This is a genomic window from Bacillus sp. PK6-026 (genome assembly GCF_054161455.1).
Window position 1 is genome coordinate 879,530 of the sequence record NZ_CP096418.1, and the last position, 19,764, is coordinate 899,293.

The 19,764-nt window shown below is 49.0% G+C and carries 17 protein-coding genes; 11 read left to right on the forward strand and 6 right to left on the reverse strand.

The features are described 5' to 3' along the window. Positions 1 to 105: 105 nt before the first annotated feature. The 6 genes from M1D59_RS04380 (at position 106) to M1D59_RS04405 (ending at position 6,538) form a co-directional block, all read left to right on the forward strand. A complete protein-coding gene (locus M1D59_RS04380; RefSeq protein ID WP_458117825.1) occupies positions 106 to 1,299 on the forward strand; it encodes a macrolide family glycosyltransferase in 1,194 nt (397 codons plus the stop codon). A 300-nt stretch (positions 1,300 to 1,599) separates the two neighbouring features. Next, positions 1,600 to 1,920, forward strand: coding sequence for a YckD family protein (locus M1D59_RS04385; RefSeq protein ID WP_245118177.1), 321 nt, complete (start codon positions 1,600 to 1,602; stop codon positions 1,918 to 1,920). A gap of 103 nt (positions 1,921 to 2,023) precedes the next feature. Next, a complete protein-coding gene (locus M1D59_RS04390) occupies positions 2,024 to 3,229 on the forward strand; it encodes an MFS transporter (RefSeq protein WP_026580644.1) in 1,206 nt (401 codons plus the stop codon). Further along, positions 3,222 to 3,962 (forward strand): YfjL-like protein, encoded by a 741-nt coding sequence (locus tag M1D59_RS04395; protein ID WP_458117826.1) that lies wholly within the window; start codon positions 3,222 to 3,224, stop codon positions 3,960 to 3,962. The genes M1D59_RS04390 and M1D59_RS04395 overlap by 8 nt, the downstream gene beginning before the upstream one ends. 314 nt (positions 3,963 to 4,276) lie before the next feature. Next, a complete protein-coding gene (locus tag M1D59_RS04400; protein ID WP_023855886.1) occupies positions 4,277 to 5,653 on the forward strand; it encodes a sucrose-specific PTS transporter subunit IIBC in 1,377 nt (458 codons plus the stop codon). Positions 5,654 to 5,695: 42 nt separating this feature from the next. Further along, on the forward strand, positions 5,696 to 6,538 hold the full coding sequence (locus M1D59_RS04405) for a PRD domain-containing protein (RefSeq protein WP_020450591.1): 843 nt from the start codon (positions 5,696 to 5,698) through the stop codon (positions 6,536 to 6,538). Positions 6,539 to 6,572: 34 nt separating this feature from the next. Here the strand turns inward: M1D59_RS04405 and M1D59_RS04410 are convergent, their stop codons facing one another. The 5 genes from M1D59_RS04410 to M1D59_RS04430 all read right to left on the reverse strand — a co-directional run bounded on the left by M1D59_RS04410 (position 6,573) and on the right by M1D59_RS04430 (position 12,610). Beyond that, entirely contained in the window at positions 6,573 to 7,079 is a 507-nt protein-coding gene (locus M1D59_RS04410; RefSeq protein ID WP_026580640.1) for a carbonic anhydrase, read from the reverse strand. 11 nt (positions 7,080 to 7,090) lie between these two features. Next, complete coding sequence (locus M1D59_RS04415; RefSeq protein ID WP_458117827.1) at positions 7,091 to 9,712, reverse strand: DUF2309 domain-containing protein; 2,622 nt, start codon at positions 9,710 to 9,712, stop codon at positions 7,091 to 7,093. Then, on the reverse strand, positions 9,709 to 11,241 hold the full coding sequence (locus M1D59_RS04420) for an NADH dehydrogenase subunit 5 (protein WP_458117828.1): 1,533 nt from the start codon (positions 11,239 to 11,241) through the stop codon (positions 9,709 to 9,711). Before M1D59_RS04420 ends, M1D59_RS04415 begins: the two co-directional genes overlap by 4 nt. A gap of 175 nt (positions 11,242 to 11,416) precedes the next feature. Then, positions 11,417 to 11,791, reverse strand: coding sequence for a Na-translocating system protein MpsC family protein (locus tag M1D59_RS04425; RefSeq protein WP_016886253.1), 375 nt, complete (start codon positions 11,789 to 11,791; stop codon positions 11,417 to 11,419). A gap of 267 nt (positions 11,792 to 12,058) precedes the next feature. After that, the gene (locus tag M1D59_RS04430; RefSeq protein ID WP_016886252.1) at positions 12,059 to 12,610 is read right to left on the reverse strand and encodes a DJ-1 family glyoxalase III; all 552 of its coding nucleotides are present in this window, start codon (positions 12,608 to 12,610) and stop codon (positions 12,059 to 12,061) included. A gap of 211 nt (positions 12,611 to 12,821) precedes the next feature. Between M1D59_RS04430 and M1D59_RS04435 the strand changes: the two genes are divergently transcribed. From M1D59_RS04435 to M1D59_RS04455, 5 genes are all read left to right on the forward strand, one after another. Further along, on the forward strand, positions 12,822 to 13,796 hold the full coding sequence (locus tag M1D59_RS04435) for a thiamine pyrophosphate-dependent dehydrogenase E1 component subunit alpha (RefSeq protein WP_101561777.1): 975 nt from the start codon (positions 12,822 to 12,824) through the stop codon (positions 13,794 to 13,796). Between the two features lie 21 nt (positions 13,797 to 13,817). Beyond that, positions 13,818 to 14,852 carry an alpha-ketoacid dehydrogenase subunit beta gene (locus M1D59_RS04440; protein WP_268489595.1) on the forward strand — a complete coding sequence of 345 codons (1,035 nt, stop codon included), beginning with the start codon at positions 13,818 to 13,820 and terminating at the stop codon, positions 14,850 to 14,852. A 22-nt stretch (positions 14,853 to 14,874) separates the two neighbouring features. After that, positions 14,875 to 16,002, forward strand: a complete 1,128-nt coding sequence (locus M1D59_RS04445; protein WP_079289350.1) for a dihydrolipoamide acetyltransferase family protein — start codon at positions 14,875 to 14,877, stop codon at positions 16,000 to 16,002. Positions 16,003 to 16,020: 18 nt separating this feature from the next. Continuing rightward, a complete protein-coding gene (gene lpdA / locus M1D59_RS04450) occupies positions 16,021 to 17,397 on the forward strand; it encodes a dihydrolipoyl dehydrogenase (protein WP_216922033.1) in 1,377 nt (458 codons plus the stop codon). A gap of 102 nt (positions 17,398 to 17,499) precedes the next feature. After that, positions 17,500 to 19,335, forward strand: coding sequence for a sigma-54-dependent Fis family transcriptional regulator (locus M1D59_RS04455; RefSeq protein ID WP_020450598.1), 1,836 nt, complete (start codon positions 17,500 to 17,502; stop codon positions 19,333 to 19,335). On the opposite strand, the gene M1D59_RS04460 is transcribed toward M1D59_RS04455, so the two are convergent. Beyond that, the gene (locus M1D59_RS04460) at positions 19,332 to 19,661 is read right to left on the reverse strand and encodes a YnfA family protein (protein WP_161513128.1); all 330 of its coding nucleotides are present in this window, start codon (positions 19,659 to 19,661) and stop codon (positions 19,332 to 19,334) included. The two genes, M1D59_RS04455 and M1D59_RS04460, sit on opposite strands and share 4 nt — an antisense overlap. Positions 19,662 to 19,764: the final 103 nt, after the last annotated feature.

Here is a 19,764-nt window from a genome sequence, read left to right on the forward strand (position 1 = left end):
GTGTTTACCCCCATTTTATGATAGTTAGTAGTAACTAACACCAGTCTAATCAGGCGCTGAATTGATGTCAACCCGTTTCAAAAAGGATAAAAAGGAGTTTTAATCATGAAAAATATTTTAATCGTCAATTTTCCGGCGGAAGGGCATGTCAATCCTACATTAGGGATCACCAAAGCATTTGCTGACAGAGGCGACAATGTGCACTATCTTTCAACAGAAAAGTATAAAGACAGGCTGGAGGGCGTCGGGGCTACCGTCCATTTATACGAAGATCTGGTGAGAAACGCGCATATTGATCCGAATTCACCGTCCGGCCTTCTTGAATTTTTAAAAATTCATCTCAAAACCTCGCTGTATATTTTAGACATTGTAAAAGAGCTGTCCAAAAGCATTTCGTTCGATGCCGTGTATTATGACACATTCGGTGCGGGTGAATTGGTCAGGGATTATTTGAACATTCCGGGAATCGCTTCGTCGGCTTCATTTCTCTTCGGACAAGAACATATGAAGATTCTGCCGCTGCATCCGGATTCAGGTGCGGAGCTGCAATTGGATAAAGAATGTGAAGACATGCTTAGTGAACTGAAAGAAAAGTACGGCGTCTCACCTAGGCATACAGGACAGTTTATGAGCAATCAGGCGGAGCTGACGGTTGTGTATACAAGCCGGTATTTTCAGCCTGACAGCGACCGTTTTGGGGATGATGTGCTGTTTATCGGCCCGCGTTTTCCGAAGCGTCTGGACAAGACCGATTTTCCGATAGAATCGTTAAAGAATGAGAAAGTCATTTATATTTCAATGGGAACCGTACTTGGTAAAACTGAGGATTTTTTCAATATGTGCATCGATGCATTCCGTGATTTCGACGGCAAGGTTGTCATCGCCGCCGGCGAAAAGTCGAACTACGCGGATATAAAAGAAGTGCCGGAGCATTTTATCATTGCACCGTATGTGCCGCAATTAGAAGTGCTTAAAGAAGCCGATGTGTTCATCACCCACGGCGGCATGAACAGCGTCAATGAAGGCATTCATTACCGTGTCCCGATGGTCGTGCTCCCGCATGATAAAGATCAGCCGATGATCGCCCAGCGCCTGAAAGAACTGAATGCTGGATATCCGCTGTTTACAGAAGAGGTCAATGCTGAAAGATTAAGAGGTGCAGCAGAACAAGTACTCACTGACGAAAAATATCAGGAAGGTATTCAAAAAATTGATGAAAGCTTCAGCAACTGCATGGACATGAAAGACGCATTAGCGCGCATTGATGAATATACTGCGCGGAAATCGCTGCAGCCTTAATAGAAAGCCCAGCCGCTTTACCAAGCGGCTTCAGCGTGTCGACAAACCCTCGCATTCGTTGTCAGGCCTGCGCGTCGGTGCTCACGAATTCCAACATTCGCTGTGCTCCGATGCTCGGCCTTCCTAGACTGCAAGGGTTTTCAATCACGCTGAAAGGATGACAAAATCCCAAAACTAAAAGTCGTTTTGGGATTTTGTCAACAATCTGAAGCCGCTTTACCAAGCGGCTTTTTTTTATGCATAAACTCCGCAAAACAGATAAAAATAGAATGAATCATAGATCAGAAAGGATGTTGCATGATGCGCAAACTGTGCGTTTGCTTGCTTCTCGTCATTCCGCTGTCATGTACGGCTGTCATGTCTTCTGCCTACGGGGAAACACGCGTTTATCAAGAGTTGACCGACAAGCAAAAAAATGAACTGGCTTCTTTGCAAAAGGACATTATGGAAAAGAAAAAACAGCTGATCAATAAGTATGTGGAGTACGGAATCCTTGATCAGGAGAGGGGTAAAGAAATCAAATCTCATATTGAGAAGCGCTATGAAAAAGAGCGGGAAAACGGGTTTCTGCCAAAGTTGAAGCACCAAGAAGAAAAGTTTCACAAGCATCATATTCATTAAACTGAAATAGACGGCGCCTCATTTTCTTCGTGACAAAAGTGTAAAGACAGGTGTAAACTAATACTCATGTAAACTGCTAAGAGAGTAAAGAGGTGTAGTGAGTATGAAGAAGAACCGTCCTGTTTCAGAGCGCAGACTGCTTGGCATCGCCGGTCTCGGCTGGCTTTTTGATGCTATGGACGTTGGCATATTATCGTTTATTATCGCCGCTTTGCACGTGGAATGGAAGTTGACGCCGCAGGAGATGAGCTGGATCGGCAGCGTCAACTCAATCGGCATGGCAGTCGGGGCGTTTGTCTTTGGCCTTTTGGCTGACCGTGTCGGAAGAAAATACGTTTTTATGATTACGCTGCTGTTTTTCTCGATCGGCAGCGGGTTATCCGCTTTGACGACGACATTGTGGGCATTTTTAGTCCTGCGCTTTTTCGTCGGTATGGGGCTTGGCGGAGAGCTTCCAGTCGCATCTACGCTCGTATCCGAAACGGTTGCGCCGGAGCGGAGGGGAAGAGTCGTCGTCCTGCTCGAAAGTTTCTGGGCATTCGGCTGGCTGGCCGCAGCGCTCATTTCGTATTTTATTATTCCGGCCTACGGCTGGCAGGTTGCTTTATTAATAACCGCGATACCGGCTATTTACGCCTTATATTTGCGGATCGCCCTGCCGGATTCTCCGAAATATGAGAAGCTTTCGCAGGAAAGGAAGCCGACCGTCGTGGAAAATGTGAAAAACGTCTGGTCCCGCAAATATGCCCGGCCTACGGCCATGCTGTGGATTGTCTGGTTTTGCGTTGTCTTTTCCTACTACGGCATGTTTCTTTGGCTGCCGAGCGTCATGGTGATGAAAGGATTCAGCATGATCCAGAGCTTTGAGTACGTCTTGATCATGACGCTGGCTCAACTGCCCGGCTATTTCTCCGCGGCATGGCTGATTGAAAAAGCCGGCCGGAAAATGGTGCTTACCGTCTACTTGTTAGGGACGGCTGTCAGCGCCTACTTCTTCGGATCGGCTGAATCGCTGGCGCTTCTGCTTGCGTCAGGTATGTTTTTATCGTTTTTCAACCTTGGTGCCTGGGGCGCGCTTTATGCTTATACGCCTGAACAATACCCGACATCAATCAGGGGGACCGGCGCAGGAATGGCAGCCGGCTTTGGCCGAATCGGCGGCATCCTGGGCCCGCTTCTTGTCGGCTATCTCGTCGCCCGGGGAACAGAGATTTCAATGATCTTTTTGATCTTCTGCGTCGCCGTTATTGCGGCTGTCGCGGCGATCTTCTTTTTGGGGACGGAGACGAAGCAGAAAGAGCTTGCCTAATGTCCGAATTCTCCTTCATAATGGACGGGACGCGAGAATTTGGAAAGAGTTGATTGAATTGAAAAAGAAAGCCATCATTACTGGTCTCTCGTTGTTGATTCTTGTGACAGGCTGTTATGTGTATAACGCCTTTTACGGAAATCCGTTCAGCCGCGCGCTGGCTGAACAAAAGCTATCGGCATACTTGCAGGAAGGACACGCCGGTGAAACCTTAAATATGAAAGGGAGCTCCTATAATTTCAAGTTTGCTGAATACCTTTTTCGTGTGTCAGATGAGCGGAATGATGAGTACATTTTCAGCGTGAAAGGCGGATTGCACCCGGCTGTCACAAACGATGGCATCAAAGAAGCCAGACAGGAAAAGACGAGAGCCAGAATAAGCAAAGAAGCCTCAAATGAGATCAAGAGAGAGCTTGAAAAAAAGCTGAAAAACGTAATTGACGTCCAAGTTTCTCTATCAGGAAGCTATGATGTCAATACAAATTGGAAAAAACTGAAGCAAACAGAACCGATCGCTGTTACAGTTACCTTGAATTCAGGCCGGGACGGCCGGAGGCAGGTCTATGACCAGGCAAAAGTGGTGAAAAAGTTATTGAGCGGCTACCATTATGAAAACATTGAGATTGACAGTATGGGCTTAGACGGGGAAGACCGGCCAGGCTATGTGAAGTACAGTGTGCATGTTTTAAAGGACCGTGCGATAGCCATTGAAGATGTAGAGAAGACGCTTTAACGCCTTCTCTTTTTTTATACGGGGGATATATAGGCGGTTTGCACTATTGATGTCCAAGGCCGAAGCGAATAGAATCATATTAAGAACAAATATTGACGGGATTGTTACTGGTAAGGCAGGCAAGACCTAAAATGTGCTAAAGGAACTACAGACCTTAGTGTGCTTTTTTTGCGCCTATCGGCTGATGCTTTCGCATGTTTTAGGTCTTTTTTTATTCCTTTCGCCGGAGGTCTTTGGATGTGATGGCACATTTTTCATTTTGATCGTCTTCTGTTGATTTGATAGGATAGAAAAATTGGAGGAGGTAGATCCGGGTGCTGCATAAAGAGATTGCAAGAGTTCTCTTGCCCCTCATTGGAGGCGCGGAGAATATCATCAGCATCAGCCATTGTACGACAAGGCTGCGCTTCAATGTCAGAGATGAAGAAAAAATCGATATAGCTGCTATTGAAAAGATGGAGTCTGTGCAGGGGACTTTTTTCAGATACGGTTTGTTTCAGATCATTTTCGGTACAGGTGTAGTCAATAAGATTTATAAGGAAATGATTCAATACAGCGATCCGGCTCCTCTTGAAGAAGCCCGGCGGGAGGCGCCGCCAAACATGAACGTATTGACGCGATTTGCCAAAACGCTGTCAGACATCTTTGTGCCGATCATTCCGGCAATCGTTGCGAGCGGATTGCTCATGGGTCTCATCAGTGTGCTTAAAGAATTCAGCCTCGGCGCTTATGGCGGCCCGCTGATGAAAATGCTCGATATTTTTTCAAGCTCAGCGTTTGTCATTTTGCCTGTGCTGATCGGGTTCAGTGCGGCTAAACAGTTTGGAGCGAATCCGTTTTTAGGCGCTGTCATCGGCGGAATTCTGACCCATCCCGATTTACTCGATCCTTCATTGCTCGGCAGCCAAAAGCCGGAATCCGTCGAAGTATTCGGCCTTGAAGTCCCTTTGATCGGATACCAGGGGACGGTCATACCGATTCTCTTATCCGTCTACATAATGAGCAAAATCGAAAAATTCTTAAAAAGAATCGTCCCCTGTTCTTTAGATTTGCTTGTCGCACCGTTTATTACAGTTATGGCTTCCGGATTTGCCGCGCTGTTTATCATGGGGCCGCTCTCACTGATCATCGCTCATTTCGTAAGCGACTGTCTCGGGTTTGTTTATCATTTTGGGGGGGCTTGCGCCGGATTTTTATTTGGCGGGCTTTACTCCTTACTCGTTTTGAGCGGCCTGCACCATAGTTTTTATGTGATTGAAGCGTCGCTGCTTGCAGATCCCGAATATGGGGTCAATTTTCTGCTTCCAATATGGTCGATGGCCAATGTCGCGCAGGGAGGAGCGGGGCTCGCCGTATTTTTGAAAACAAAGAATGCCGCTATCAGAAAGATTGCGATTCCGGCTTCTCTCACCGCTTTTTTGGGAATCGTCGAACCTGTCATGTTTGGCGTCAATCTGAAGCTCGCGAGACCGTTTATCGGCGCATCGATCGGAGGCGCCATCGGAGGGGCATACGCCGTCTTCACACACGTTGCGGCAAACTCTTACGGACTGTCCGGCATCCCGATGATTTCAATCATTCTCCCTCTTGGCACCGCCAATCTCATTCATTATTTAATCGCTTTTGCGATTGCGGTGATTTCAGCATTCATTGCGACTTTGTGTCTTGGCTTTAAAGATGAAAAAGAATAATTCCGTTTTCATTCATTAAAACAGGATGAAAGGAAGGCAGCTATGAAAGTAAAAAAAATCTTAAATAACAATGCGCTCGTCGTCAAGGATGGCGGCGAGGAAAAGATCGTATTAGGTTCCGGAATCGCATTTCAAAAAAAGAAGAATGATATTGTCGATAGATCTAAAATTGAAAAAATATTTGTGATGAAAGATTCAACAGAATACCGCCAATTCGAGGAGATCTTAAAAACGTTGCCGGAAGATCATATTCAGGTGGCGGAGGACATTATTTCTCATGCGGAAAAAGAGCTCGGGATCAAAATCAATGAGCGAATCCATGTCGCTTTTTCAGATCATTTATCATTCGCGATAGAACGGTTAAGCAAGGGAATGGTCATTAAAAATCCGCTGCTTCAGGAAGTTAAAGTCCTCTATACGAAAGAATTTCAAATCGGCCGCTGGGCAAAGGCCCTCATTAAAGATAAGCTGAAGATCGATATTCCGGAGGATGAAGTCGCCAATATTGCGCTTCATATTCATACAGCGAAAACAAACGCGGGAGATATGACAAAAACGCTCGATCTCACAACGATGATCAAGGATATTATCGAGATTATCGAAGATAAACTCAACATTAAAATAAAGGATGAGACGATTTCGTATGAGCGGCTTGTCAACCATCTCCGTTTCGCCATTCAGCATATTGAATCGGGAGAGACATTTTACGAAATGGATGGTGAAATGATCAGCCTCATTAAAAAGAAGTTTGGACAAGCGTTTATGTGCGCAGAAGAAATCGGGGCATTTGTGAAGCGGGAGTATGGCTTTGAATTTCCGGAAAAAGAGCTGTGCTATATTACCATGCATATTCAGAGATTTTATCAGCGGTCTGCTGTTGTGTAAAGAATGCCTGTGTTTAAGACAAAACGGAGCCCTGTTATCGGGCTCCGTTTTTGTTTAAGGTTTCAATTTCCGTTAAAACCGAATTTTCGATTAGAAATCCTTTTACATTGACGTGCGAAGGGATTAACGGGTGCTGTCGGATGGAGGCGACGCTTTTTTGGACGCCTTCGGCCGCATTTTCGCTCGGTGACAGCCATTCATCGATGCTGCCGTACGGAAATTCCGGACTGCAGTTTTGGAAAAGGTACTCTAAAGTTTGCATTCTATCGCTTAAATCTTTGTTTCTATTTAAAAGGTCAGAAATATCTTTATCTGCCGTTTGCTCGTATTTATCGCGGACAATCCAAATTTCTTCCGCTTTGTTCCGGTGGACAAGGGTAATGATATCCCTCATCATATCACCGTAGGGCTGTGAAATATCAGGGAAGACGCTTTTTAAAACAAGGGCGTTCTCAGGCTGAATATTCCCTGCCCGGCAGATGGTCTGTTCAAGCTGTTTCTCCATTCCGATAATCATCAGTATTTTTTTGTTTTCTTCCATGACATTTCACCTCATTCATTTATCGTGTTTGTCCAGTTCTTCCATTTTCCCTCCGGGTTAATAGATGCCAGGTGGATCCATCCGTTCTCCGCCTTTTGCCGGAAGCTGTGATCGCGGTCAAGGAGACGTTCGATAGCATCATCCGGTGCTTCGATCACGATCAGGAGTCTGAGAGGCGCATGATATATTTCGTCATCCGACCGCATGACGGACTGCCACGGGAGACCGGCCAAAAGATCGCTTGCATTTCCTTGCATGACGCCGAGGCCTGAAGTGACGGTTTGAGTTGCCTTATTTCCGCTTCCATAATAATGCGGTGCGACGGTTGACGCGTAATATTGCAGATTGATCCATTGGGCTACTGTTCCAGGCCCTGAAATGATGCCGCTGAGGATGGAGCCGTCCTCGTCATTCCGCCAGTCATAGCTGTGCAGAAAAGCTCTTCCTTCAAGATCAGCTTCGCGTGTAAGCCGGCGTGTGCCGATGATGAATGAAGCATTTCGGGCCAGCCCCCATTCTGGACGGATTTCGCTCCAATCTTCGGCGAAGCGCTCAACTTCATTCCGCGGATTTTGGTAGCCGAGCTGCGGCAGCTCTTCTAAGCGTTCGGCTCCGACAGTACGGCTCACATCAGGAAGCACCGAGTTGATGCGGTCGAACGCTTGTTGAGCTTTAGCCGGAAGCTCAGGTACATAGAGCCACTGCAGTTCATCCAATGTTGTAATGTGCTCTGCGGCGGCGAATACCGTATCATCCGGAATAAAAATGCCGTCGGAGCGGAGCCTCTGTCTGACGCTCGGAAGGTTGCATAAAGCGGCTAGGACGCGTGCGTTAAAAGCGCCTGATGCGCCTCCGCAGGCGCCGCAGTCCAATGCCGATGCATAAGGGTTATTCGTGCTTCTGCTGGCGTGCCCGCAAATGACAACCAGCGGAGCGAACCGGTCGGTGATCCCCATCATCTTTAATGCCTGTCTGGCATAGGCGGCTTTTTCTTCATCCGTAAATCCGACCGGAATACCGGCATCAGATGTTTCCATACGATCAAGCGAGAGCTTTGCCTGAGGCTTTTTCAGCCATGTTTTCCGCGCATTCCGGAAAGTTTGCCCGGCTGTGCGGGGGACCAGGCTGCGCGCGGCCATTTGCAGGCTCAGCCATGGCCCGCTCACTTCGGGAAGGAGCATACCCGCCAATAGATTCTGTTTCATCTTTTTAAAGGCGGAGCTCAGCGAAGCTGCTGCTTTTTTATGTTCTTGATACGATTTAAAGCTTGATTTATCGGCCGTTTCATTTACTCGATGCTGAGGTTTAAGGATGACCGGCAGAGAGCTGTGAGTGTGCTTAGTGCCAAGTTCGCACGTTTCGATTGCCAGATTGAAAAAGCCCGCTGTTCCATACGTTTCAAAAGGGCCTGACTTTTCCAATGCCCGTCGGAACGGCTCTGAACGGACATCAATACAAAATGCAAGCTGGGCCAGCGCCGCTTCACTTTTGGCGGCAGCGGCAGGTTTGTTTGCCGTGATGAGGTTCCTTACCTCAGCAGCGTATGATTGTTCCCATGCTTCCAGCCAGATGCGCCTGCGCGTTAGATCATCAAAGCGGCGGGCGAGTGTTAATCTTGCTTTTTGCTCTGCTGCTGAAAGTTTGAGCCATTCGTCAGGCGTCAGGCCGCCCCAATGCAGCCAGGCGGCAATCAAAGGAACGACCTGCATCTCTTTTTCAGGTTTTGGCTTAGACAGCGGCAAATAAGGTTCAATAAGCATCCATTCCATTGAAAGCCGGATGGCCAAATACTCGAGAAGCAGCCCTTGTTCGTCCTGCGATTGCTGGGAACGCCAAAGCATCATCCCGGCCCATCCCGGAAGAGAGAGCAAATGAGCTTCAAGGTATGCCTGAACGTCTCCATCAGAAATATCAAGCGCTCGGAGTGCTCTTTTCATCGCGTCCCGAGGCTCCTCCGGCCACCCTTTCAGTCGTTGGCGTTCCGCTCGCGCCAGGGCGGGATCATGTTCAACAAGCTGCCGCCAAGCGCTGTAAAACCCTTTCTCGCGATGTGGAAGCCGCCATGCCGATTGTGATTCATCGAGAAACAGCTTGCACCATTTAATCACATGATGATCAAGAAGGTGAGCGGTTTTTTGTCCGGCAAAAACGCTGAGCGGTTTGATCAAGCGTGTTTTTTGATCATCGATTGTCCCACGCGCCGCTTGTTTGGCAAGCTTTTCGACTTGCCGGGATCTCAAGAGCTTTTCAGGGATTTCATCCAGCTTGAGCGCGGCTTTGCAAAACGCTTCCGCTGTTTCCCTCTGCATGCCGGGCTGATGTGAATCGAGCCAATGCGTCAGCTTTTTTTCAAGAATGGCCTCATCGATTTCTCCCCTTTGTTTTGCGGAGCGGAAAATGGAGGACTTTGGGTATATATCAACCTGAAGCTGCTGTTTAAGCTGCCGGGCCGTCTGTTCAAATGTCTGTTCTTCAAGACCCATCCACGGATGGCGCGCGGCAAAGGTTTCAATCGGCCAAAGCGGCGCAATGACTCGTGCTGCTGATTGAACCGATTCATCAATATTAAAGTCCGCTGTCTGATGTTCATATTTGAAGATCAATTGTTTAGACAATGTGGGTGCTGCTTTCATGATTGACGACCTCCTTGAGTAAGATATTGGTCAAGATAATTCGGCCGTTCTTCGACCGATTCAAAATGAGGCTCACCCGTTTTTACAAGACACAGATAAAGTGCGCCGGACCATGCAAACCGCTGCCGAACGATCAAGGCGCCGGCCGCAGTACCAGCTAACAAAACGACTACCGTTAAAACGGCCGCCATGACGGGCGGTTGCGCCCCCTGTACAACAGCTTCCTTCAGGAGCCCGTGTAAACCGGAATGAATGATGGCAAACGCGAGTGAAGCCCCCGTTAAAATGAAAAGCCCGGCCATTCGTGTGACGCGACCGTCATTGGCTGTGACAAGCTGTCTCCAAGCAATGAACAATGCCCAGCCTAAAACAAGGGCGCTGATCAATTGATAGCCATCGTCCGCAGCTGAGACCCAGATTCCGATGACGACAGTAAGAGCAAAGGCGCCGCCTATCATGTCCCAGAAAAGAGCCGGTCTGCCCCGTTTAGAGGCGAACGATTCATAACGGCGCACCGCTGATCCGGCTTGCAGGAAAAGGGCGGCTTTGAACAGGCCGTGCAAAATGAGGTGAATAACAGCCGCAATATAGGCTCCTAATGCGCATTGGACGAGCATAAAACCCATCTGCGCGACCGTTGAAGCTGCGAGCTGCCGCTTGTAGTCCGTCTGGACGATCATCATGCCCGTTCCGAGCAAGACGGAAAAGACGGCGGGAACAAGCAGAATAAGCTGCAGACCATCACCGCTGAACATCGGTGCGAAACGGGTCAGCATGACGCCGCCTACATTTACGAGTCCGGCGTGCATGACCGCGGAAACGGGAGTCGGAGCGATTGCCGAATCGAGCAGCCAGCGATGAAACGGCCACTGTGCCGCAGGAATCATCACCGTTAAAATGATAAGGAGGCCAATCCCGGTTTTCTCCCATGAGCTGAGCTGTACAAGGCTTTCCTCCGCTATGGCGGATGATAGCTGCCAGTGTCCTGTCGCGAGAGACAGCCAAAGAGCGGCTGCTGCTATCGCCAGCCAGCTGAGCGCAAAGATCCGGCCCGCATACAAAGCGGCATTTTTGGCCGCTTGCCACGCGCTGTTTAAGCCGATTAGCGCGGTCAAGCCGAAAAGTGTGATACCCCAGCATAGGAGGAGCCAGCGAAGATCATCGTTCAGCCAGGCGCATGAAGCGCCTCCTGTTGTAAGCGTCAGCAGCACAAAAAATTTACGGTAGGAGCGGTCGCCGAACAAATACCGGACAGAGTAGCGCTGGACGATGAAGCCGATTGTCAAGACAAACAAGGCGATCAGCCAAGCCAGCGAATCCAAGCGCCAAGGAGCTCCAGCTTGCCCGGGATTTGCCGTTATCAATGCTGCCAGCGCGGCAAGCGGCGGCAGGGCGATGATCTTGGCGTGAATCCGTACATATGCCAATGGAACCTTTCGATTCAGGACGAGCAGTGCGCTTAACAAACAAAGCGCAAGCGACGCGAAAAATATTTTCAGCCAAAATAAAGAATCTAGCAGATCAAACATCCGGCATCCCTCCGTCGGGATGATGGAAAAGAACATACTGTTTCATGTCTTGCCTTCCTTTCTGAAAACGTAAAAAAAGCCGGTATATTCAGGATCGGCCCATTTCAGCCAATCTTTCTGAATAATACCGGCTTATCTTTAACTCATGTTCATGCTTTAAAGATCTTCCGTTTTTCTATGCCAATTTTTTTTGCAGGTCGTTTGCCAATTTAAATACCATGATCCGCTCGCCAGTGCGGGTGCTGATATCCGTGTGAAAGCTGATCGTCTCTTCACCGGTCAGCTCCTTCATTATGCGGCTCAGTTGTTCTATACCCGATTCCACCAAACCGGAGCGGGTTCTTTTAATTGACAGCAGGCCTTCTTTTGTACTGCAAAGTTCGTATTCGGCGGGTGTCAAAATACCGTTCAGGGAAATGATGACCATATTTCTGAGAATGTCTGTTTTAACAGACACGGAGCCGCGGCCCAAATAGTCTTTTTCCCATTGGGTTAAGGTTTTGCTGATCTCCGCCTCCAGAGACCCCTTTGTCACTTTCTGTTTTTTCAATGTTATATCCTCCTGAAAAACGGTATATTTCTTTTCCTTATACATGAGTATAGGGAAAATGAAATATACCGTCCTATCAAAATGTTAATGTCATACATGGTAAAGGGTGCTTTTTCACGCGACCATAGGGATTATAGCCGAATGCTAAAGCTCTTTTGCATGAGATTACAATTATTGATTTTACGGAATTACTTTTTAAATATCATATCTTTTAAGATTTATGATGTCAATACCGTTCTTTTATGGATAAAAAAGAGGAATGCCGTCTTAGCAGACGAGCATTCCCTTGGCAACTGCATCGGCTTTTTCTTTGCCGTTCAGCAATTCGGCAAGCTTGAGGGCAAATGGAATCGTGGTCGCCGGGCCTCTGGAAGTAATGATGTTTCCATCTACGACAACATTTTCATTTGCAGTGACATCCGCTCCTGTTAAATGTTCTTCAACCCCGGGATAGCAGGTCGCTTTTTTCCCGCTGACAAGCCCCGTTTTTCCGAGCGTCATCGTTGCGGCGCAGATAGCGGCGACATATTTTCCTGCATCCGCCGCTTCTGTCAGCGTCTTGTGCAAAGCTTGGTGTTCCAGCATTTTTTTGCTGCCTACATTCCCACCCGGAAGAATCAGCATATCCGCTTTTTGAAAATCAGCATCCTCAAACATGACGTCTGCCTCGACGACAATGTCATGCCCGCCTTTCACGCTGCGCGATGGATCAAGCGAGACGGTGACGGTCTCGACTTCGGCTCTCCGTAAAATATCAATCGTTGCTATCGCTTCGATTTCTTCAAATCCGCCGATTAAAAAAACATACGCTTTCTTCATGAAAAAAACCTCCTTCGTCTCTACCGTTCATTCTAACTGCGGCAAAGACATTTCCGCAACTGATGAAGTAGACAAATTGAGACACCCGTCTCGTTTTGTCTCTTGTTTTGGAAGGATGTTCGTCTGAAAAGAGCTTCATGTTCGCGTCGGAGAGCTGGCACGATTTTTGCATCATAACGTGTGAGTAAAAAAAGACAGGAGGTTTTTTCATATGGAAGAGGCACTGACAAAGGAAAAGGCGGTATGGATGTATCAAAAAATGCTGGAAATCCGCTATTTCGAAGATCGGGTTCATCAGCTGTTTGCTAAAGGGATACTGCCGGGTTTTGTCCATCTTTACGCCGGGGAAGAAGCGGTCGCTGCGGGCGTCTGCGCCCATCTGAATGATGAAGACACCATCACGAGCACACATCGCGGCCATGGGCACTGCATTGCAAAAGGGTGCGACTTGAAAGGGATGATGGCCGAGATATACGGGAAATCTGCAGGACTTTGCAAAGGAAAAGGCGGATCGATGCATATCGCAGACTTTGACAAAGGGATGCTAGGCGCAAACGGAATCGTCGGCGGGGGATTTCCCTTGGCCTGCGGAGCTGCCCTCACTGCAAAGTATAAAAAGACTAAAAATGTAAGCGTTTGCTTTTTTGGCGACGGCGCCAACAACCAGGGGACGTTTCACGAAGGGATCAACCTTGCCGCCATCTGGAAGCTCCCTGTCATATTTGTCGCCGAAAACAACGGGTATGGCGAAGCGACGCCGTTTTCCTATGCGTCAAGCTGCGAGTCGATCGCAGATCGTGCGGCCGCCTACGGGATTCCGGGCATTCGCGTGGATGGAAAAGATGCAGCCGCGGTTTTCCAGGCTGCGGGCCGGGCGATAGAGCGTGCCAAAAACGGTGAAGGACCGACGCTTATTGAGTGTATGACATACCGGAACTACGGCCATTTTGAAGGAGATGCCCAGCGCTACAAAACAAATGACGAAAAAGCGGTGCATCAGGAAGAGAAAGATGCCATTGCCGTGTTCAAAAGCGAATTGCTGGCAAAAGGGCTGATGAGTGAAGAAGAGCAGTTACGGATTGAAAAAGAAGTTGAAGAAGCGGTCGAGGAAGCGGTCGCATTCAGCGAAAAAAGCGCTTATCCGGAAGAAACCGAACTGCTGACAGATGTATATGTATCCTATTAATTCATGAAGGGGGAAGGAAACATGACGAGGGAAATCAGCATGTCAGCCGCATTGAATGAAGCGATCAAACTTGCGATGAGAAAGGACGATCACGTCATTTTAATGGGGGAAGATGTCGCAGGAGGAGCGAATGTCGATCATCTGCAGGATGATGAAGCATGGGGCGGTGTGCTTGGCGTCACGAAAGGGATTGTTCAGGAATTTGGACGGGAGCGCGTCCTTGATACGCCGATTAGTGAAGCGGGGTACATCGGCGCAGCCATGGCGGCGGCTTCAACAGGTTTAAGGCCGATCGCGGAATTGATGTTTAACGATTTTATCGGCACGTGTTTGGACCAGGTGCTGAACCAGGGAGCGAAGTTCCGCTACATGTTTGGCGGCAAAGCGGAAGTTCCGATTACGATCCGGACGACCCACGGCGCCGGCTTTAGGGCAGCCGCCCAGCATTCGCAAAGCTTGTATGCCCTATTTACAAGCATTCCCGGCTTGAAAGTGATTGTGCCGTCGACCCCGTACGATGCGAAAGGCTTATTGCTCGCTGCGATTGAGGATCAGGACCCGGTTATCTTTTTTGAAGACAAAACGCTGTACAACATGACAGGCGATGTGCCGGAAGAATATTACACGCTTCCGATCGGAAAAGCCGATATCAAGCGGAAAGGCGCTGATGTAACGATTGTCGCAGTCGGCAAACAGGTTTATACGGCGCTTCAAGCGGCGGAACAGCTCTCACTGCAGGGAATCGAAGCCGAAGTTCTTGATCCGAGGAGTCTTTCACCGCTTGATGAAGAGGCCGTCCTTGCATCTGTTGAAAAAACAAACAGGCTTGTGATCGTCGATGAAGCCAATCCGAGATGCAGCATCGCCGCGGATATCGCATCATTGGCGGCAGATAAAGGATTTGATTCGCTTGACGCACCGGTTAAAAAGGTCACGGCTCCACATACGCCGGTGCCATTTTCACCGCCTCTTGAAGACCTGTATTTGCCGACGCCGGAAAAAGTGGTGAACACCGTGCTGGAGATGCTCGGAGAAATCTCAACACATACGGTATAAAGATTGGAAAGGAGAGGAGAACATGGCTGTCGAGGTTGTCATGCCGAAATTGGGAATGGCGATGAAAGAAGGTACGGTTTCCGTCTGGAATAAAAAAGTCGGTGAAGCCGTTGAAAAAGGAGAAAGCATTGCCAGCATCAATTCCGAAAAAATCGAAATGGAAATCGAATCTCCGGCAAACGGAACCGTGTTGGACATCAAAGTGTCCGAAGGAGAGGGAGTGCCGCCGGGAACGGTCATCTGCCAGATCGGGAATGAAAACGAACAAACGCCGGAAAGTCAAACAAAACAGCCGGATTCCCCGAAAGAACGGATTAAAATTTCTCCGGCTGCACGCAAAATCGCGCAAAGCGCAAATATAGACATCAAAACGCTGAAAGGCACGGGGCCCGGGGGGAGAATTACGAAAGCGGATGTGCTGCAGGCGCTTCCCGACAGGCCGAACAAGCAGGCGGATAAGGCTGAAGATCGTCCGCCGGCAAGCCCGATGAGGAAAACGATTGCCGCAAGAATGACGGAAAGCCTGCAAAACAGCGCCCAGCTGACGATTACGATGAAGGCGGACATCACGAAATTAACAGCCCTGCAAAAACAGCTTAATGAAACAGCTCAATCCAGGTATGATACAAAGCTGACGATCACTGATTTTGCCGCCAGGGCAGCTGTTTTTTCGCTTTTGGATCATCCGGCTATGAACAGCGTTTATCAAGACGGAAGGCTTGCGACCTTTGAGCATGTTCATTTAGGAGTGGCGGCCGCTTTGGACGAAGGCCTGGCCGTTCCCGTCATCCGTCATGCCGAGCGGCTCCCGCTGATCGAACTGGCCAAGAAAATCAAATGGTACGCCAAAAAAGCGCGGGAAGGTAGGCTTCTGCACGACGAAATAGAAGGATCGACATTTACGATTACAAATCTCGGCGCATATGGTGTCGAGCACTTTACGCCGATCTTAAATCCGCCGGAAACCGGGATACTTGGAATCGGCCAAATGTATTCGGCCCCCGTCTATCAAGACGGAGAACTGACAAAGGGCGCCATTCTGCCGCTCAGTCTGACTTTTGATCACCGCGCGCTTGATGGTGCGCCTGCTGCAGCATTCCTTTCAGATGTAAAAAAATATTTGGAAGATCCTGCATCGATTCTTTTATAGAGAGAAGGTGGATAGACTGTGACACTCGCGATTATAGGAGGGGGACCTGCGGGTTACGTGGCGGCGATAACAGCCGCCAAGAATAGCAGAGAAGTCATCCTGATTGAAGATGGCCCCCTCGGAGGGACGTGTTTAAATGAAGGGTGCATACCGACAAAAGCGCTTCTTGAGAGCGCCGATATGTTCGAGAAAGTAAAGTCCGCCGGCGCATTCGGCATCGGGCTGGCAGGCGAAAGCCCGACGGTTCAGTGGGAGGCCGTCCAAAGCCGTAAAAGAGAGATCATTCAGCGGCTCGCCGGGGGTATTAAATATTTGATGAATAAAAACAAAATCAAGGTGCTGCAAGGAAAAGCATCGTTCTTGTCGGAACACGACATACTTGTTGAAAAGGACGGAAAACAGGAGGTCATCAATGCCGGGCATGTGATTATAGCGGCAGGAGCGGAACCTGCCGCACTGCCTTTTGCGTCTTTTGACGGGAGCTGGATCATCGACAGCGGAGATGCCATGTCATTGCCGTCCATTCCTGAAACAATTTTTATTATCGGCGGAGGAATCATCGGTTGTGAATTTGCCAGTATATACAGCAGGTTGGGAGCGAACGTAGTGATAGCCGAGCAAGCGGAACAGATTTTGCCTGAGGAAGATCCGGATATTGCCGCCTTTCTGCACACAAGTCTCGAAGAATCCGGCGTCCGTGTTTTCACATCTGTACAAGTGGAGCGTCTTGATCCTGCCCGGCAGCGCGTCTTTCTGAAAAATGGCGATGACAGCTTTAATATTCAAGCGGATCGATGTCTGGTCGCCGTCGGCCGAAAACCGAGAACTGCTGATTTGAAGCTTGAGCATATCGGAGTGCGATATGACAGGAAAGGGATTCAAGTCAACCAGCATATGCAGACAAACATTCCGCATATTTATGCGTGCGGGGATATCACAGGCGGAGTTCAGCTGGCGCATGCCGCCTTTCACGAAGGAATCGTCGCCGCATCCCATGCCTCAGGCAAAGACATGAAGGTCAACAGTGAAATCATTCCGCGCTGCATCTATACCTCGCCTGAGATCGCAAGCGTCGGCTTAAATGAAAAAAAGGCGAGGGAGCGCTACGGGGATGTTCGTATCGGTGAGTTTCCGTTTTCTTCAAACGGAAAAGCACTTATTTTAAATGAGGCTGCCGGTAAGGTCAAGATCATCACAGAGCCGGAGTATCAGGAAATTGTCGGGGTTTCGATCGTGGGTCCGGGAGCAACCGAACTGATCGGCCAGGCAGCCGTGATGATGCACGCTGAGCTGACGGCAGACGCAATGGAGCACTTCATCGCGGCTCATCCGACTCTTTCGGAAACGATTCACGAAGCTTTGCTGCAAGTCGCAGGCCAGGCGGTTCATTGCTGAATAATGGAAAACTTCGCACAGCAGGTAAGTGCGGAGTTTTTTTTATCGATATTGAAAGCGCTTTTATAATATAATGAGGAAAAAGCATTAGGAGAGGATGGAATGAATCCGACGCCCTGCTATTTAAATACGTGGAAACGTTTTGTTCAGGAGGGGCTCCTTGACCAGGCCCGCTTGAACAAAAGAGTCATGGAATCATGGTACCGCTGCAAAAGCCGAAATGTAAATCCGTATTTAGATAAAGGACAGTCAATTTTAAAAAAGGATTTATTCAACGCTCAAAAAAAGAAACATTCGTTATTCCTCGATATCGCCCTGCCTTATTTACACAATATCAGCCGTGAATTAAAAGAGTCGGAAATGATGGCGCTCTTGATCGATGCCGACGGGTACGTATTGAGTTTGGCCGGATGCCTGAGGACGCTTGAAGAGGCGAAAAAAATCAATTTTGTTGAGGGTGTGCGCTGGACGGAAACAGAAGTCGGCACGAACGCCATCGGAACCGCACTTGAAATCGGCGAAGCTGTCACCATTCACGGGACCGAGCATTTTTCGGTGGCATCCCATCATTGGAGCTGTTCTGCTGCACCGATTCGCGATGAAGACGGCACCGTTATGGGTTTGATCGATATTTCCTGTCTCACGGATAGAAGGCATCCCTTTATGCTTGGGATGGCTGCTACTGCCGCACACGCCATCGAGCGCGAGGTCAGCGTACACACGAAAAAAAACGAAGCCGAGCTCATCAGCCATTGTCTTGAAAAAATCGATTCGGATCAGCCGTTTATCGTCTGCAATGAAAAAGACAAAATTGTAGCTGCGAGCAGATCGGTGCGGGAACGTTTTTCCGACTGGAGGAGAATGGATGTCAATGATCTGTATGAGCGCGGGTTTGCCGGCGTGCACAAGCAGACGATTTTCTCCGCAAAAGACGGGAGGCCCCTCGGAAAGTCGATGGCACTGGCTGAAGTCTCCCGCAAAAAAACAGCTCCATCACTCGCATCCGGTTTCATCTATCCAGGAGAAACAGGAACAAGCCGGGCGTTTCAGCAGGCGCTTAACGACATGAGGCTTGCGGCTCAGACGGATGCGAATGTATACATATGGGGGGAGACAGGCTCCGGAAAGGAACTTGCCGCAAGGGCAATTCATCAGGCAAGCGCCCGGAGAAACGGGCCTTTTATCGCCGTCAACTGCGGCGCCATTCCTGAAAGCCTGATGGAGAGCGAATTGTTCGGCTATGCCGAAGGTGCATTTACAGGAGCAAAGCGCCGCGGTTCAAAAGGGAAGTTTGAACAGGCTCACCGCGGTACGATTTTTCTCGATGAAATCGGTGAGATCCCTTATCAGATGCAAGTGGCGCTCTTAAGGATCATCGAAGAGCGGAAGGTCACCCCGATCGGCGGAACCCGTGAAGTTCCCCTCGATATCAGAATCATCACAGCAACACACCGTGATCTGAAAGATCTTCTCCAAAAAGGAAAGATACGTGAAGATCTGTATTACCGCCTTCATGTTTATCCGGTAAAAGTACCGCCGCTCAGAGAGCGCAAAGAGGACATACCTGATTTGTTCCGCCACTATCAGCAGCAACACGGGTGGAAGGCCGATTTTCCGCCGATTTTTTTCAATCGGCTTCAAGAATATCACTGGCCGGGAAACGTCCGTGAGCTCTTTAATACGTTTGAAAGGCTCAGGGTTTTATTTCCGGACGGCGGGCTGATCGCCCCGTCCCAATACAGCGCGGTGCTGGACGGACTCCATTGGAAAAGCGGCGCGCCTTCTGAAGAAGACCGGCTCACATTCAGAGAACGTGTTCAAAAACAAACGATGATGGAAGCTTTGCAAAAAACGAAAGGAAATGTGTCCGAAGCGGCTAAGCAGGCCGGAATTCCAAGAAGCACATTTTACAAGCGGCTTCGAAAGTATAACCTTTAACCTCTCGGCGCCCAAAGCATGACGCTGACACCGGCTAAACAGATCACGGCCCCGGCCCAATCATAGAGGTCGGGGGTTTTTTTGTCCACCAGCCAACCCCAAAGCACAGCCAGAATAATAAATACGCCCCCGTACGCGGCATAGACGCGCCCGAACGATGGAAACGCCTGAAAAGCCGGGATTATGCCGTAAATGATTAAAGTCAGCCCTCCGGCTACCCCGTACCACAGCGGTTTGGCTTCCCTCAGCCACAGCCATACGAGATAGCCCCCGCCGATTTCAGCCAAGCCCGCCAGCAAAAATAAACCGATTGCGATCAGCATCAACAACACACTCCAATTCAGTGAATTGCCTTTATTCTACACGACATAAAACGGCCGGGAAAGTTCCCGTTTTTCGGGAAAATAAACAGAACGCGAGTATAGGAAC